The 15,538-nt window shown below is 72.3% G+C and carries 16 protein-coding genes; 12 read left to right on the top strand and 4 right to left on the bottom strand.

The genetic code is table 11. The features are described from left to right. Nucleotides 1-41 precede the first annotated feature (41 nt). Nucleotides 42-1,013, top strand: a complete 972-nt coding sequence (locus ACZ51I_RS09460; RefSeq protein WP_468873127.1) for a GlxA family transcriptional regulator — start codon at nucleotides 42-44, stop codon at nucleotides 1,011-1,013. A gap of 143 nt (nucleotides 1,014-1,156) precedes the next feature. Further along, complete coding sequence (locus tag ACZ51I_RS09455) at nucleotides 1,157-1,795, top strand: DJ-1/PfpI family protein (protein WP_468873124.1); 639 nt, start codon at nucleotides 1,157-1,159, stop codon at nucleotides 1,793-1,795. Between the two features lie 3 nt (nucleotides 1,796-1,798). Here the strand turns inward: ACZ51I_RS09455 and ACZ51I_RS09450 are convergent, their stop codons facing one another. Continuing rightward, nucleotides 1,799-2,542 carry an enoyl-CoA hydratase/isomerase family protein gene (locus ACZ51I_RS09450; protein WP_468873122.1) on the bottom strand — a complete coding sequence of 248 codons (744 nt, stop codon included), beginning with the start codon at nucleotides 2,540-2,542 and terminating at the stop codon, nucleotides 1,799-1,801. A gap of 66 nt (nucleotides 2,543-2,608) precedes the next feature. Here ACZ51I_RS09450 and ACZ51I_RS09445 point away from each other — a divergent pair, with 66 nt between their 5' ends. Then, nucleotides 2,609-3,274: an HdeD family acid-resistance protein gene (locus ACZ51I_RS09445; protein ID WP_468873119.1), complete on the top strand. Its 666-nt coding sequence runs from the start codon at nucleotides 2,609-2,611 to the stop codon at nucleotides 3,272-3,274. A 130-nt stretch (nucleotides 3,275-3,404) separates the two neighbouring features. Beyond that, nucleotides 3,405-3,857, top strand: a complete 453-nt coding sequence (locus tag ACZ51I_RS09440) for an ATP-binding protein (protein ID WP_468873826.1) — start codon at nucleotides 3,405-3,407, stop codon at nucleotides 3,855-3,857. An 87-nt stretch (nucleotides 3,858-3,944) separates the two neighbouring features. Here ACZ51I_RS09440 and idi read toward each other — a convergent pair whose 3' ends face one another. The 3 genes from idi to ACZ51I_RS09425 form a co-directional block, all read right to left on the bottom strand. Then, nucleotides 3,945-4,565, bottom strand: a complete 621-nt coding sequence (gene idi / locus ACZ51I_RS09435) for an isopentenyl-diphosphate Delta-isomerase (protein WP_468873117.1) — start codon at nucleotides 4,563-4,565, stop codon at nucleotides 3,945-3,947. A gap of 151 nt (nucleotides 4,566-4,716) precedes the next feature. Continuing rightward, a complete protein-coding gene (locus tag ACZ51I_RS09430) occupies nucleotides 4,717-5,964 on the bottom strand; it encodes a GNAT family N-acetyltransferase (protein WP_468873114.1) in 1,248 nt (415 codons plus the stop codon). 197 nt (nucleotides 5,965-6,161) lie between these two features. Further along, nucleotides 6,162-7,103: a cation diffusion facilitator family transporter gene (locus tag ACZ51I_RS09425; RefSeq protein ID WP_468873112.1), complete on the bottom strand. Its 942-nt coding sequence runs from the start codon at nucleotides 7,101-7,103 to the stop codon at nucleotides 6,162-6,164. A 385-nt stretch (nucleotides 7,104-7,488) separates the two neighbouring features. Here ACZ51I_RS09425 and ACZ51I_RS09420 point away from each other — a divergent pair, with 385 nt between their 5' ends. The 8 genes from ACZ51I_RS09420 to ACZ51I_RS09385 all read left to right on the top strand — a co-directional run bounded on the left by ACZ51I_RS09420 (nucleotide 7,489) and on the right by ACZ51I_RS09385 (nucleotide 15,349). Next, entirely contained in the window at nucleotides 7,489-9,345 is a 1,857-nt protein-coding gene (locus tag ACZ51I_RS09420) for a DUF5941 domain-containing protein (protein ID WP_468873823.1), read from the top strand. Next, the gene (locus ACZ51I_RS09415; protein ID WP_468873110.1) at nucleotides 9,342-10,079 is read left to right on the top strand and encodes a phosphocholine cytidylyltransferase family protein; all 738 of its coding nucleotides are present in this window, start codon (nucleotides 9,342-9,344) and stop codon (nucleotides 10,077-10,079) included. Before ACZ51I_RS09420 ends, ACZ51I_RS09415 begins: the two co-directional genes overlap by 4 nt. Further along, on the top strand, nucleotides 10,067-11,128 hold the full coding sequence (locus ACZ51I_RS09410) for an iron-containing alcohol dehydrogenase family protein (RefSeq protein ID WP_468873107.1): 1,062 nt from the start codon (nucleotides 10,067-10,069) through the stop codon (nucleotides 11,126-11,128). The genes ACZ51I_RS09415 and ACZ51I_RS09410 overlap by 13 nt, the downstream gene beginning before the upstream one ends. Then, nucleotides 11,106-11,885, top strand: a complete 780-nt coding sequence (locus tag ACZ51I_RS09405) for a CDP-alcohol phosphatidyltransferase family protein (protein ID WP_468873105.1) — start codon at nucleotides 11,106-11,108, stop codon at nucleotides 11,883-11,885. Before ACZ51I_RS09410 ends, ACZ51I_RS09405 begins: the two co-directional genes overlap by 23 nt. A 47-nt stretch (nucleotides 11,886-11,932) precedes the next feature. Next, nucleotides 11,933-12,778, top strand: coding sequence for a glycosyltransferase family 2 protein (locus ACZ51I_RS09400; protein WP_468873821.1), 846 nt, complete (start codon nucleotides 11,933-11,935; stop codon nucleotides 12,776-12,778). Between the two features lie 49 nt (nucleotides 12,779-12,827). Next, nucleotides 12,828-13,760 (top strand): ABC transporter permease, encoded by a 933-nt coding sequence (locus tag ACZ51I_RS09395; RefSeq protein ID WP_468873102.1) that lies wholly within the window; start codon nucleotides 12,828-12,830, stop codon nucleotides 13,758-13,760. Beyond that, a complete protein-coding gene (locus ACZ51I_RS09390; protein ID WP_468873100.1) occupies nucleotides 13,753-14,538 on the top strand; it encodes an ABC transporter ATP-binding protein in 786 nt (261 codons plus the stop codon). The genes ACZ51I_RS09395 and ACZ51I_RS09390 overlap by 8 nt, the downstream gene beginning before the upstream one ends. Nucleotides 14,539-14,701: 163 nt before the next feature. Beyond that, on the top strand, nucleotides 14,702-15,349 hold the full coding sequence (locus ACZ51I_RS09385) for a TetR/AcrR family transcriptional regulator (RefSeq protein WP_468873099.1): 648 nt from the start codon (nucleotides 14,702-14,704) through the stop codon (nucleotides 15,347-15,349). Nucleotides 15,350-15,538 lie beyond the last annotated feature (189 nt).

Here is a 15,538-nt window from a genome sequence, read left to right as displayed (position 1 = left end):
ACGTCGTTGCGGACGCCCCGGCCCCCGCGAAGGATGGACACATGACGCAGCGACCCGTCCTCGTCGTCCTCTTCGACGACGTCCAGAGCCTCGACGTGACCGGCCCCGTCGAGGTGTTCGCCGGTGCCGGCCGCGCCGCCGGGAACACGTCCGCCTACCCGATCCGCACCGCCTCCCTGGACGGCGGACCGGTCCGTACGCACAGCGGACTGCGGCTGCTCCCCGACTCCGCCCTCGACGCCGCCGTCGCCGACGGGCCCCCGCACACCCTGGTCGTCCCCGGCGGCGAAGGCACCCGCGCTCCCGACCCGGCCCTGATCGACTGGCTGCGCGTTCACGCCCCGGCGGCCGGACGACTGGTCTCCGTCTGCACCGGCGCCCTGCTCCTCGCCGAGGCCGGGCTCCTCGACGGGCACCGGGCCACGACCCACTGGATCGCCTGCGACCACCTCGCCCGCCGCTACCCGGAGGTGGACGTGGACCCGGACCCCATCTTCGTACGGGACGGGCGGCTGTCCACCTCCGCCGGGGTCACCGCCGGCATCGACCTGGCCCTCGCCCTCGTCGAGGAGGATCTCGGCCGGGACGTGGCTCTCACCGTCGCCCGTCACCTGGTCGTCTTCCTCCGCCGCCCCGGCAACCAGGCCCAGTTCAGCGCCCAGCTGGCCGCCCAGACCGCCCGCCGGGAGCCGCTGCGGGACCTCCAGCACTGGATCAGCGAGCATCCCGAGGCGGACCTCTCCGTCGAGGCGCTCGCCGCCCGCGCCCGGCTCTCGGCCCGCCACTTCGCCCGTGCCTTCCACGCGGAGACCGGCACCCCGCCCGGCCGCTACGTCGACCGGGTCCGGCTGGAGCACGCCCGCCGCCTCCTGGAGGAGACCTCGCGCGGCGTCGAGGAGGTCGCCCGCGCCTCGGGGTACGGCACGCCGGAGACGATGCGCCGCGCCTTCCTGAAAGCCCTGGGGACCGGCCCCGCGGAGTACCGCCGCCGCTTCCACGCGGTCCCGTCCTGACCGTCCGCCCAGGCCGTCAGCCTCCCCCATCGTCGGTCGCCCGGGCGTCGTACGAGGCGATCCCTTCGTGGACCGGCCCTTCACCCCTGATCCGTGGCCGACCGGGCCCGTCATCGACGTTTCCACCCACCGGAAGGAACCCCGTGCAGATCGCCGTCCTGCTCTACGACCGCTTCACCACCCTCGACGCCGTCGGCCCGTACGAGCTCCTCGCCCGCCTCCCCGGCGCCGAGACCGTCTTCGTGGCCAAGGAGGCCGGACCGGTCCGCAACGACCAGGGCAGCCTCGCGCTCGTCGCCGACCGGAGCCTCGCCGAGGTCCCGCGCCCGGACATCGTCCTGGTCCCCGGCGGCCCCGACGCCCGGCTCGCCATGCACGACCCGGAGATCCTCGACTGGCTCCGTACCGCCGACGCCACCAGCACCTGGACCACCTCCGTCTGCACCGGTTCGCTCGTCCTCGCCTCGGCCGGTCTCCTGAAGGACCGCCGGGCGACCACCCACTGGCTCGCCTTCGACGAACTGCGGGCCCTCGGCGTCGAGCCCACCGGCGAGCGGGTCGTCTTCGACGGCAAGTACGTCACCGCCGCCGGCGTCTCCTCCGGCATCGACATGGCGCTGCACCTGCTCGGCCGCATCGCCGGGGACGAGACCGCCCAGACGATCCAGCTGCTCACCGAGTACGACCCGCAGCCGCCGTACGACGCGGGCTCGCCGGAGAAGGCCCCGGCCGCGATCGTCGCCCACTGGCGCGGACAGAGGCTGCCCGCGCGGGAGGGCTGAGTCTCAGAGCCCGTACGTGAAGCGGGGCGGCCGGCGCTCCAGGAAGGCGGCGACACCCTCGGCGGTGTCGCCGCTGCCGCGTGCCTGGTCCGCCCAGTGGGCGTCCCGGTCCAGGCGTCCGTCGGCGAACTCCTTGGCCGCCGCCTGGGTGAGCAGCGAGCGGGAGGCGAGCACCCGGGCGAACTCGGCCACCCGCTTGTCCAGCGCGCCCGCCGGGTGCAGCTCGTCCAGGAAGCCGGTCCGCAGCGCTCGCTCCGCCTCCATCAACTCACCAGAGAAGAGGAGGTACTTGGCGGTCGAGGGCCCGACCAGGGCGGTGAGCCTGCGGGTCGAGGAGGACGGGTAGACGATGCCGAGCTTGGAGGGCGTGATCCCGAAGCGGGCACCCTCCTCGGCGAAGCGCAGGTCGCAGGCGGCGGCGAGCTGGCTGCCGCCCCCGACGCAGAAGCCCCGGACGGCGGCGAGGGTCGGCCGGGGGAAGGCCGCGAGCGCCTCCTCGGCCCGTACCGCGAGCGTCTGCTGCTCGTCCCCGGGCTCCCGCAGCGCCGAGATGTCCGCCCCGGCGCAGAAGGTGTCGCCCTCGCCGGTGAGGACCAGGACCCGGACGGCGGGGTCGGCGGCGAGTGTCTCCAGGACGCCCGGCAGGGCGCGCCACATGCCGGCGGTCATCGCGTTGCGCTTGGCGGGGTTGGCGATGACGACGGTGGCGAGCCCGTCCGTGACGCTGTGCTTCAGCTGCGGCTCCATGGGCCGGATGCTATCCACCGGGCCCGAACGTACGATCAGGAAGGGGTCGCTCCGAGGAGGCAGTACATGGCCAAGGACGCCCACGGGACGCGTACGGGGCCGGACCCGGTCGGGGAGATGGCGCGCGAGGGTAAGAGGCTCAGCCGCGGCTTCGGCTGGCTGGCGGCGCTCGGCACCCTGCTCGTGCTGGGCGGTGTGGTCGGCCTGGTCTACACGGGCGCCGCCACCCTGACCTCGATGCTGCTCTTCGGCTGGCTGCTGCTGATCGGCGGCGTCGTGGGGCTGCTGCAGGCCATCCAGTCGCGCGGCACGAGCTACTTCTGGCTCGCCGTGGTGGTGGCCGCCCTGAACATCGCGGCCGGTGTCGTGGTGATCCGTCACCCGGAGGGCTCGGCGGAGGCGCTGACGATGTTCGCGGCCCTGCTGTTCCTGACCGGCGGGCTGTTCCGGCTGGTCGGGAGCGTGGTGGTGCGCGGGCCGCAGTTCGGCTGGACGCTGCTCCAGGGAGCCTTCGGGCTGCTGCTCGGTCTGCTGGTGCTGTTCGACTGGCCGCACAGCAGCCGGTACGTCCTCGGTGTCTTCTTCTCGCTCGCCCTGCTCTTCGACGGGCTGGGGCTGATCGCGATCGGGATCGGCGGCAGACGCATCGTCAGTATGGTGACCCCCTCGGCTCCGGCCGCGGGCCCGCCTCCGGAGCCCCCAGAAAACGCACAGGATCGGTCGAACAACTGACGTTGGCATACTCGGCCGATCAGAAGGTAGCCGATAAGTGTCGACTTCTGGTCAGTAGGTCGGTCCGCCCGCGCGCATTGCCAAGACTCGATCCGTGGCGAGAATCGAGCACGAGGGTGGGAGCGGGACGGTGGAGACCCACGAAGGTGTCCCCGCCCGGCAACCGTCCTACGAAGGAGTCTGGCGCTTCACCGCTGCGGCGGTCGACGTCTCCGTCCCGCAGGCCCGGCACGCCGTACGCGACCTGCTGGTCCGCCAGGGCGTTCCCGTCCGTGAGGAGATCATGGACGGCCTGCTGCTGATCGTCTCCGAGCTGGTGACCAACGCCGTGCGGCACGCGGCGCTGCTCTCGCCGGAGATAGCGGTGGAGGTCGCGATCGGCCCCGAGTGGATCAGGGTGTCCGTCGAGGACAACCACCCGTACCGTCCCAAGGCCCTGGAGGCGGACTGGGGGCAGACCGGCGGGCGGGGGCTCCTCCTCGTCCGCGAGATCGCCCAGGAGTCCGGGGGCGCCTGCGACGTCGAGCACACCGCGAGCGGCGGGAAGATCATCTGGGCGGCGCTGCCGCTGGGTCCTGCCTGACGCTCTCCGACCGGTCCGGCGCCCCGCGTCGGGCAGGCCCTGGCCCCGATGGCACCGGGGCCAGGAGGCGTCCCCCGGAGCCGGCGGTCACCAGCCCCCGGACGGACCCGTCAGCTCCCTGATCGCCGGCCGCGCCGCGTCCAGGACCGTCATGAACCAGGCGGAGAAGGGCGCGGTGGCGTGCCGCTCGACCAGTTCGCCGGCGGTCACGAAGGCGGTGGACTCGATCTCCTCCGGGTCCGGCCGCGGATCGGCCTGCACGAGGCCGACGAAGAGGTGGTTGAACTCCTGCTCCACCAGGCCCGAGGCCGGGTCCGGGTGGTTGTAGCGGACGGTCCCGGCCTCCGCGAGCAGCGTCGGCGAGACACCCAGCTCCTCGAAGGTGCGCCGGGCCGCCGCGGCGAACGGCGCCTCGCCCGGGTAGGGGTGGCCGCAGCAGGTGTTCGACCAGACGCCGGGGGAGTGGTACTTGCCGAGCGCCCGCCGCTGGAGGAGCAGCCGGCCCGACTCGTCGAAGAGGAAGACGGAGAAGGCGCGGTGGAGCTGCCCCGGCGCCTGGTGCGCGGTGAGCTTCTCCGCGGTGCCGATGGTCCTCCCCTCCTCGTCGACCAGTTCGAGCATGATCGGCGCCGGGACTCCGGACGGCTGGACACCGTTCGACGCGATCTCCGGCGAGATCTGAGCCGCGGTGGCTGGTGTGGTCGGCATACCCATCCTTCGCATCGGTCCTCGGCCCGGTGGGGCCACCACAGTCTGCCGTACAAAGGCGGCTTGTCCGTACTTCGGCGGCCGGACGTGGCCGCTCCCACCACACCGGAGTACAACCGGTGCGGCGGGAGCGGCGCCCCCTCCCGGGCCTCTACACCCCGAAAGCCGCCGGATAGACGATCATGCCCGAGGGAACGGGCTGCGAACCGTCCAGGACGAGCGCCATCATCGCCTCGTCCGGCACCTCGAAACCTGGCTTGATCCCGTACGCGGACGCCTGTACGAACCCGAACCGTGGGTAGTACGCCGGATGGCCGAGGACGAGCACGAGCCGCTCGCCCCGCAGCCGGGCCGCGTCGAGGACCGCCCGCACGACGGCCTGCCCGGCACCGGCGTTCTGGTGCTCCGGAGCGACCGCGACCGGACCCAGGGCCGCCGCCGGAACCCCGTTCACATGGCAGCGGGAGATCAGCGCGTGCGCGGCGACCGTGCCGTCCGGTGCCTCCGCCACGTACGACAGACCCGGCAGCCAGGCCCCGGCGTCCGCGCGGAGCGCGTCGACGAGACCGGCCTCCTCCGGGGTCGGGAAGGCCGCCGCGTTGACCGCCCGCACCCCGGCGACGTCCCCGTCACCCTCCGGGCGCGTGGGCCAGCGGGGATCGGCGGGCCGCAGGACGAAGCCGGCGTACCCGTAGTCCGCTCCGTGCTCGCGCCGCAGCGCGATCTCGGCGCGGGCCCCGGCCACCGCCTCGGCCATGCCGGGGAGGGAGGTGTCCGCGCCGTCGGCGTGCGCGGCGAGCGGGACGTGGTACTCGGCCCAGTCGCTCTCGGGCTGCGGGACGGTCCCCAGGACGTGGTAGCCGGCCCCGACCGCCGCCGCCGCGTTCTCGACGACGGTACGGAGGGGGTAGTGGGCCTCCCAGAAGGCGCGGGCCGCCGGGCCCGGCTCCTCGGTGGTCCAGACGCACTCGGTGATCACCAGGGTGCCCCCGGGGGCGAGGAGCCTGCGCCAGTCGGCCAGGGCGCGGTCGAAGCCCAGGACGAAGACCGAGCTTTCGGCCCAGACAAGGTCGAAGGAGCCGTCGGGGAACGGCAGCGCGCGCATGTCGGTGTCGAGGGTGCGGACGGAACCGTCGAGTCCGCGCGCCGCGGCGGTCTCCCGCAGCTCCGCGAGGAACGGCCCGTGGGTGTCGACGGCGGTCACCTCGGCGCCCGCCTCGGCGGCCAGGAGCAGCGCGGAACGGCCCGGGCCGCAGCCCAGGTCGAGCACGCGCGGACGCTCGGGGAGCGGCCCCGAGAGCGCGAGGAGCCGACGGGTGGTGGTGTCGGAGCCCGGACCCTGGCGCGGAAGGCCGTGGTGCAGGGCGAAGAAGGAGTCGTGCAGATCGTTGTCGGACAACGTGGAACCCCTGGGGAAGAGAGGGTCCCGGCCGACGACGTGACGGACCGGTGAGAAGACCGGGATCAGGTCAGCCGGAGACCCGGAGGCTGAGGGACGACCGGGTGTTGCCGCACGGGGCGGCCTCCATCGCGACGGTCATCAACCTCAGCTCCTCTCCCACGCGTTCGTACGAGGAGACTAACAGCCGGAGGTACTCACAGGCAGAGCTTCGCCTCGTGCTCCGCGTGCCCGACCGGCTCCAGCTGGAACGTGCAGTGCTCCACGTCGAAGTGCGACCCCAGGCAGCCCTGGAGGGCGTGCAGCATCTTCTCGTGCCCGACCGAGTCGAGCGCGTCCTGGTCGACGACCACGTGCGCGGAGAGCACCGGCATCCCCGAGGTGATCGTCCAGGCGTGCAGGTCGTGCACGTCCTCGACGCCGGGCAGGGCCAGGATGTGCGCCCGTACCTCCGCCATGTCGACGCCCTTCGGGGCCGCCTCCAGGAGCACGTCCAGGGTCTCGCGCAGCAGCTTGACCGTGCGCGGCACGATCATCAGGCCGATCACGAGCGAGGCGATCGGGTCGGCGTACTGCCAGCCGGTCGCCAGGATGATCCCGGCCGCGGCGATCACGGTGACCGAACCCAGCGCGTCCGCGAGCACCTCCAGATAGGCCCCGCGCACGTTGAGGCTCTCCTTCTGGCCCCGCATGAGCAGCGACAGCGAGATCACGTTGGCCACCAGGCCGATCACCGCGAACGCGATCGTCAGGCCGCCCTTGGTCTCGGCCGGCTCGACGAACCGCTGGATCGCCTCGTACAGCACGTAACCGCCGACGCCGAGCAGCAGCAGACAGTTGGCGAGCGCCGCCAGGATCTCGGCACGGGCGTAGCCGAAGGTGCGGTTCCCCGAGGGCGGCCGGTTCGCGAAGTGGATCGCGAGGAGCGCCATCGCGAGGCCGACCGCGTCGGTCGCCATGTGCGCCGCGTCCGCGATCAGCGCGAGCGAGTCGGCGACCAGACCGCCGATGATCTCGATCACCATCACGGAGAGCGTGATGCCGAGCGCGATCCGCAGTCGGTTCCTGTACGCGGCGGCCGCCGTGCCCGTCGGCGGCGGGCCGCCGTGGCTGTGCCCGTGGTCGTGTCCAGCCCCCATGACAAGGCCTCCCGGTCGTGTCTTCTGTGCCCCGGTTCGCAAGTGAACTACGGGTGGGGGGTATGTGCAACACGGTACTGAACACCGTTGTCATATGCTCTGACCTGCGACGACGTCAGATCGGCCGGGCGTCACCGACGGCCTCCCGGCCGGGTTTGTGGGGCGGGCCGCCGATCGCCCATGATGATCTCCGAGGGACGCGGCGCACCCGAGCGGACACGGACGGTCGCGGGGGAGTCCTGGCGGAGAAGCCTCGGTGAACTCGCGTTCCGTTCATCCGATAGCCTCAGCCGACGTGTCGCCGCCCGGTGCCGGGCCACACCGCCGCGCCCGGGGCCGCCATGGCCCCGCCGGCCCCTCCGTCAGCTCCAAGGAGTGAGTTCGTCTGTCGACCGCCATCCTCACCGGCCCGCCGGCACCCGGATCCTCGCTCGACGGTGATCTGCGGTCGCTCGGCTTCGACGTCCGGATCGCCTCCGGCGCCGAGGAGGCCGGCGCCCTGCTGGCCGACGTCCCGGCGGGCGAGCGCGTCGCGCTCGTCGACCCCCGCTTCGTCGGTCACCTGCACGCGCTGCGCCTCGCCCTGACCGACCCCCGCTTCCCCGCGGCCGCCGCCCCGGGGGCGCTCACCGCGCAGCGCGAGGCCCGCCCCGCGCTCGCCCGCGCCCTGAACGCGGTCGCCGCGCCCTCCGGCGCCACCGGGACCGGCCCGCTCACCGAGGCCCTCCCCGCCCCGCTCGGCGTCACCGACGCCCACGGCCTCCCCGACGCGCTCGCCGACGCCCTCGACGCCGACGGCGTCGCCGTGCACCGGCCCCAGCTCGGCACCCTCGTCGCCGCCGTGCCCACCGACGCCGAGGCCCGCCACGAGGCCCGCGCCGCCGTCGAGGCCGTCGACGACGAGGCCGTACGCCTGCGCTCGGCCGTCAAGGCGCACGACGGCTTCTTCACCACCTTCTTCATCAGCCCGTACTCGCGCTACATCGCCCGCTGGTGCGCGCGCCGCGGCCTCACCCCCAACCAGGTCACCACCGCCTCGCTGCTCACCGCGCTGATCGCGGCCGGCTGCGCGGCGACCGGCGAGCGCGGCGGCTACGTCGCCGCCGGCGTCCTCCTCCTGGTCTCCTTCGTCCTCGACTGCACCGACGGGCAGCTCGCCCGCTACGCGCTCAAGTACTCGACGATGGGCGCCTGGCTCGACGCCACCTTCGACCGGGCCAAGGAGTACGCCTTCTACGCGGGCCTCGCCATCGGCGCCGCCCGTGACGGCGACGACGTGTGGGCCCTCGCGCTCGGCGCCATGGTCCTCATGACCTGCCGGCACGTCGTGGACTTCTCCTTCAACGAGGCCAACCACGACGCCACGGCCAACACCAGCCCGACCGCCGCCCTCTCCAGCCGGCTCGACAGCGTCGGCTGGACGGTTTGGGTCCGCCGCATGATCATCCTGCCGATCGGCGAGCGCTGGGCGATGATCGCCGTCCTCACCGCCGCCACCAGCCCCCGCGTCGTCTTCTGGGCCCTGATCATCGGCTGCGCCTTCGGCGCCTGCTACACCACGGCCGGCCGCGTCCTGCGCTCCCTGACCCGCAAGGCCAAGCGCACCGACCGGGCCGCCCAGGCTCTCTCGGACCTGGCGGACAGCGGCCCGCTGGCGGAGCTGGTGGCCAAGGCCGCGCGGCGGCCGGGCGTCCGGCCGTTCACCCGGTATCCCCTGGCGATCGCCCTGGTCGGTGCGGCCTGCCTGCTCCTGTCCGTCTGGCTCGAACCGTTCGGCAGCCCCTTCACGGTCATGGCCGCGGTCATCTACGCGGGCTTCGCCGGCGGCGCCGTCGCCCGCCCCCTCAAGGGCGCCCTCGACTGGCTCGTACCGCCCGTCTTCCGCGCCGCCGAGTACGCCACGGTCCTGATCCTCGCCGCCAAGTCCCACGGGGACCACGCCCTGCCCGCCGCATTCGGGCTGGTCGCGGCCGTCGCCTACCATCACTACGACACGGTGTACCGCATTCGCGGAGGCACCGGCGCGCCGCCCGCCTGGCTGGTGCGCGTCACCGGCGGACACGAGGGGCGCACGCTCCTCGTGACCGTCCTCGCCGCCCTGCTGGCGGACCGCGGCGACGACTTCACCCTGGCACTGACCGCGCTGGCGGTCGCCGTCGCGCTGGTGGTGCTCGTGGAGTCCATCCGCTTCTGGGTCTCCTCCGGAGCACCCGCCGTTCACGACGAAGGAGAAACAGCATGATCGGCCTCGTACTGGCAGCCGGTGCCGGACGGCGTCTGCGCCCCTACACCGACACCCTTCCGAAGGCCCTCGTGCCTGTCGACGGTGACACCACCATCCTCGACCTCACGCTGAAGAACTTCGCCGAGATCGGCCTCACCGAGGTCGCGATCGTCGTCGGCTACCGCAAGGAGGCCGTCTACGACCGCAAGGACGACCTGGAGGCCACGTACGGCCTCAAGATCACCCTTGTGGACAACGACAAGGCCGAGGAGTGGAACAACGCCTACTCCCTGTGGTGCGCCCGTGACGTCCTCAAGCGCGGTGTGATCCTCGCCAACGGCGACACCGTCCACCCGGTCTCCGTAGAGAAGACCCTGCTCGCCGCCCGCGGCGACGGCCAGAAGATCATCCTCGCCCTCGACACGGTGAAGAACCTCGCCGACGAGGAGATGAAGGTCATCACCGCCGAGGGCAAGGGCGTCCAGCGCATCACCAAGCTCATGGACCCGGCCACCGCCACCGGCGAGTACATCGGCGTCACCCTCATCGAGGCCGAGGCCGCCGAGGAGCTCGCCGACGCCCTCAAGGCCACCTTCGAGCGCGACCCCGACCTCTACTACGAGGACGGCTACCAGGAGCTCGTCAACCGCGGCTTCACCGTCGACGTGGCCCCCATCGGCGACGTCAAGTGGGTCGAGATCGACAACCACGACGACCTCGCGAAGGGCCGTGAGATCGCGTGCCAGTACTGACTCGGCTGATCCCCTCGCCGGTCGTCGTCGACATCCGCAGGGGAGCGCTGGACGACCTGTCCGCGCTCCTCGCGGACCAGCGGATCTCCAGCAACGGCAAGATCGCCGTCGCCATCAGCGGCGGCTCGGGCCTCAAGCTGCGTGACCACTTCGCCCCCGAGCTGCCCGGCGCCGACTGGTACCCGGTCTCGGGCGGCACCATCGACGAGGCCGTGAAGCTCGCCGACGCCATGCGCGGCAAGCGGTACGACGCCGTGGTCGCCCTGGGCGGCGGCAAGATCATCGACGTGACGAAGTACGCGGCGGCCCGGGTCGGGCTGCCGCTGGTGGCCATCGCCACCAACCTCTCGCACGACGGGATCTGCTCGCCGATCTCCACGCTCGACAACGACAACGGCCGCGGCTCCTACGGTGTGCCCACCCCGATCGCGCTGGTCATCGACCTCGACGTGATCCGGGACGCCCCCGTGCGCTACGTCCGCTCCGGCATCGGCGACGCGATCTCCAACCTCTCCGCCATCGAGGACTGGGAGCTCTCGCACCGCGAGACCGGCGAGCCGGTCGACGGCCTGGCCGCCGCCATGGCCCGCAGCGCCGGCGAGGCCGTGCTCCGCCACCCCGGCGGGGTGGGCGACGACGAGTTCCTCGTCACCCTCTCCGAGGGTCTGGTGATGTCCGGCATCGCCATGTCGATCAGCGGGGACAGCCGCCCGTCCTCGGGCGCCTGCCACGAGATCAGCCACGCCTTCGACCTGCTGTTCCCGACCCGCGCCGCCAGCCACGGCGAGCAGTGCGGCCTCGGCGCGGCCTTCGCGATGCACCTGCGCGGCGCGCGGGACGCCTCCGGCGCGATGGTCGAGACCCTGCGCCGGCACGGGCTGCCCGTCCTGCCGGAGGAGATGGGCTTCACCGTGGACGAGTTCGTCCAGGCGGTGTCCTTCGCCCCGCAGACCCGACCGGGCCGCTTCACCATCCTCGAACACCTCGACCTGTCCGACGACGAGATCAGGGACGCGTACGCCGACTATGCCAAAGCCATCGGTAGCTGAACTCCGACCGGTCGTCCACCCCCCGGGTGTGAAGGACCGGCGGAGCGGTGAGCACTGGGGCGGCCGCCTGTACATGCGGGAGATCTCGCTCAGGATCACCCGGCGGCTCGTCGGCACCAAGGTCACGCCGAACCAGCTCACGTACGTCATGACGCTCGCGGGCGTCCTCGCGGCACCGGCCCTGCTGGTGCCCGGGATCCCGGGCGCGCTGCTCGGCGCGCTCATGGTCCAGCTCTACCTGCTGCTCGACTGCGTCGACGGCGAGGTGGCCCGCTGGAAGAAGCAGTTCTCGCTCGGCGGGGTGTACCTGGACCGGGTCGGCGCCTACCTGTGCGACGCGGCCGTCCTCGTCGGCTTCGGCCTGCGCGCCGCCGACCTGTGGGGCTCGGGCCGGATCGACTGGCTGTGGGCCTTCCTTGGCACGCTCGCCGCCCTCGGCGCCATCCTGATCAAGGCGGAGACCGACCTCGTCGGCGTCGCCCGCCACCAGGGCGGTCTGCCGCCGGTCAAGGAGGCGGCGTCCGAGCCGCGCTCCTCCGGGATGGCGTTGGCCCGCCGGGCCGCCGCCGCGCTCAAGTTCCACCGGCTGGTCCTCGGCATCGAGGCCTCGCTGCTCATCGTGGTCCTGGCGATCGCGGACCAGGTCAGGGGAGACCTCTTCTTCACCCGGCTCGGCGTCGCCGTCCTCGCCGGCATCGCGCTGCTCCAGACCGTGCTGCACCTGGTGTCGATCATGGTCTCCAGCAGGCTGAAGTGAGGTCGGCCGTGAGTACGCCGCTCAGGGTGGGTGCCGTCATCATCACGATGGGCAACCGCCCCGACGACCTGCGCGCCCTCATCGACTCGGTCGCCAAGCAGGAGGGCGACCCCGTCGAGGTCGTCGTCGTCGGTCAGGGCACCCCGGTCACCGGGGTGCCCGACTGGGTGCGGACCGTCGACCTCCCCGAGAACCTCGGCATCCCCGGCGGCCGGAACGTCGGCATCGAGGCCTTCGGTCCCGGCGGCACCGACGTCGACGTGCTGCTCTTCCTCGACGACGACGGACTGCTCGCCCACACGGACACCGCCGAGCTGGTCCGGCAGGCCTTCACCGCCGACCCGCGCCTCGGCATCATCAGCTTCCGCATCGCCGATCCGGAGACCGGCGTCACCCAGCGCCGGCACGTCCCGCGGCTCCGCGCGTCCGACCCGATGCGCTCCTCGCGGGTGACCACCTTCCTCGGCGGCGCCAACGCCGTCCGCACCAAGGTATTCGCCGAAGTGGGCGGTCTGCCGGGCGAGTTCTTCTACGCGCACGAGGAGACCGACCTCGCCTGGCGCGCGCTCGACGCCGATTGGATGATCGACTACCGTTCCGACATGGTGCTGTTGCACCCCACCACAGCCCCGTCCCGGCACGCCTCGTACCACTTCAACGTGGCCCGCAACCGAGTCTGGCTGGCACGTCGCAATCTGCCCGCGCCCCTGGTGCCGGTCTACCTCGGCGTCTGGCTCCTGCTCACCCTGGCCCGGCGGCCCTCGCTCTCCGCGCTGAAGGCGTGGTTCGGCGGTTTCCGCGCGGGCTGGACGACGCCCTGCGGACCGCGCCGCCCCATGAGGTGGCGTACGGTGTGGCGGCTGACCCGGCTGGGTCGCCCCCCGGTCGTCTGACATCGTGGTACCTCACGTGCCGCGCATCTTGAACACGAAAGTTTCGACTGTGAGTGACACACACCAGGGCGGAGCGGTCGCGACCAGCGCGCCTCCGTCCTCCGTCGGGGAGGGCCTGGCCCCGGCCGCCCTCGCCGCGAAGTACGGCCTCTCGGTCAGTGGCGCCCGGGCCGGTCTGTTCGAGTACGTCCGTGAGCTGTGGAGCCGTCGCCACTTCATCCTGGCCTTCTCCTCCGCGAAGCTGGCCGCCCAGTACAGCCAGGCCAAACTCGGCCAGGTCTGGCAGGTGGCGACCCCCCTGCTCAACGCCCTGGTCTATTACCTGATCTTCGGTCTGATCCTGGACGCGGGACAGGGGATGAGCAAGGACGTCTACATCCCCTTCCTCGTCACCGGCATCTTCGTGTTCACCTTCACCCAGAGCTCGGTCATGGCGGGTGTCCGGGCGATCTCGGGCAACCTCGGACTCGTCCGGGCCCTGCACTTCCCCCGCGCCACCCTCCCCATCTCGTTCTCACTCCAGCAGCTCCAGCAGCTGCTGTACTCGATGATCGTGCTGGTGGCGATCGCGGTCTTCTTCGGCAGCTACCCCTCCCTCCGGTGGCTGTTGGTGTTCCCGGCGCTGTTCCTGCAGTTCGTGTTCAACACGGGCCTCGCCCTGATCGTGGCCAGGATGGGCGCCAAGACGCCCGACCTGGCGCAGCTGATGCCCTTCATCATGCGGACCTGGATGTACGCGTCCGGCGTGATGTTCTCGATCCAGACCATGCTCGCCGACAAGCCGGCCTGGATCTCCGACGTCCTCATGTACAACCCGGCGGCCGTGTACATGGATCTGATGCGCTACGCCCTCATCAAGGACTACAGCGCGCACAACCTGCCGGACCACGTCTGGATGACCGCCCTCGTCTGGGCCCTGGCCTTTGGCATCGGCGGTTTCGTCTACTTCTGGAAGGCCGAGGAGAGGTACGGCCGTGGCTGACACGACCCGGGACAGCGTCCCCACCGTCATCTGCGACGACGTCCACATCGTCTACCGCGTCCACACCGGAGGCGGCGGCAAGGGCAGCGCCACCGCGGCGCTCAGCCGGATCGTCGGCCGCGGCAAGGCCGAGGTCTCCCGGGGCGTCCGCAAGGTCCACGCCGTCCGCGGCGTCACCTTCACCGCCTACCGGGGCGAGGCCATCGGCCTCATCGGCACCAACGGCTCCGGCAAGTCCACGCTGCTGCGCGCCATCGCCGGCCTGCTCCCCACCGAGAGCGGCAAGGTCTACACCGACGGACAGCCCTCCCTCCTGGGCGTCAACGCGGCCCTCATGAACGACCTCACCGGCGAGCGCAACGTGATCCTGGGCGGCCTCGCCATGGGCATGAGCCGCGAGGAGGTGCGCTCCCGCTACGAGGACATCGTCGACTTCTCCGGCATCAACGAGAAGGGCGACTTCATCAGCCTCCCCATGCGGACGTACTCCTCCGGCATGGGCGCCCGGCTCCGCTTCGCCATCGCGGCGGCCAAGAACCACGACGTCCTCCTCATCGACGAGGCGCTCGCGACCGGTGACCGCAAGTTCCAGATCCGCTCCGAGGAGCGCATCCGCGAGCTCCGCAAGGAGGCCGGCACGGTCTTCCTGGTGAGCCACAGCAACAAGTCCATCCGGGACACCTGCGACCGGGTGCTCTGGCTGGAGAAGGGGCAGCTCCTGATGGACGGCCCCACGGACGAGGTCCTCAAGGCGTACGAGCGCGAGACCGCGCGCTGAGGGCGGCGGGGAGCCCCCGCGGGATTCACCCGGCGGGGGCTCCTCCGCCCACCCGTCTCCCACCACCGCCCTTGCCGGAAGGCGCTTCGCGCCGGCCCCCTTTCCCGCGCGTCGCTCCTCCACCTGGAATGTTCATGCGGTTAACTTCGGGCAGGATGAGCCCATGGCAGCGACCTCGGCGGGAAAGACCTACCACCACGGCGATCTGCGCAACGCGCTGATCTGCGCGGCCGTCGACCTCGCCGCCGACGGCGGCCCCGAGCGGGTCGTCCTGCGCGAGGCGGCCCGCCGGGTGGGCGTCTCGCCCACCGCCGCCTACCGGCACTTCGAAGGACGTTGCGAACTCCTCCGCGCCGTCCGGAGCCACGCCCGGCGGGAACTCGCCGCCTCCATGGAGCGGGCCGCCGCCCGCGAGCCGGGCGCCGACGACCCCGTCCTCGCGGCCGAGCGCCGCGTCGCCGCCCTCTGCCGGGGGTACGTCGGCTTCGCCGTTGAGCAGCCCGGCCTCTACCGGGCCGCGTTCTGCGTCCCCCGTCCCGCCGGGGTGGCCGAGCCCGCGCCCGAACGGCCGACCGCCGAGCCGGAGATCCGCGCGTTCACCCTGCTCAGGGAGGCGCTCGAAGCGCTCGCCCGGCCGGGCACCGCCCGTCCGGGCGCCCGCCCCGCCACCGGCGCCGCCGCGTGGTCGGCCGTGCACGGCCTGTCACTCCTGCTGGTCGACGGGCCGCTCCGCCGCCTCTCCGCGCAGGGCAGGAGCGTCGTCGTCGAGGCGACCCTCGCCATGGTGGTCTCCGGCGCGGCCGTCGGCTGAACCCGAACTTCCTTGCGGTGCGGGCGGATTGACACCTCGTACGGGTGAGGTTCGCGACGCCCGCCACCCCGGAACGGCGACAGTCGTCCTACGACGTAAGCTGGACCGGTCTGTTTCGCGGCAAGTAGGGCGATACCCCGCGGCCATCGGGCCCCGGGCGGCGGCCCTACGGCAGGGGTCGGCGGCGTG

The organism is Streptomyces sp. NPDC034084, assembly GCF_055575535.1.
This window is presented reverse-complemented; position numbering and strand designations above follow the sequence as displayed.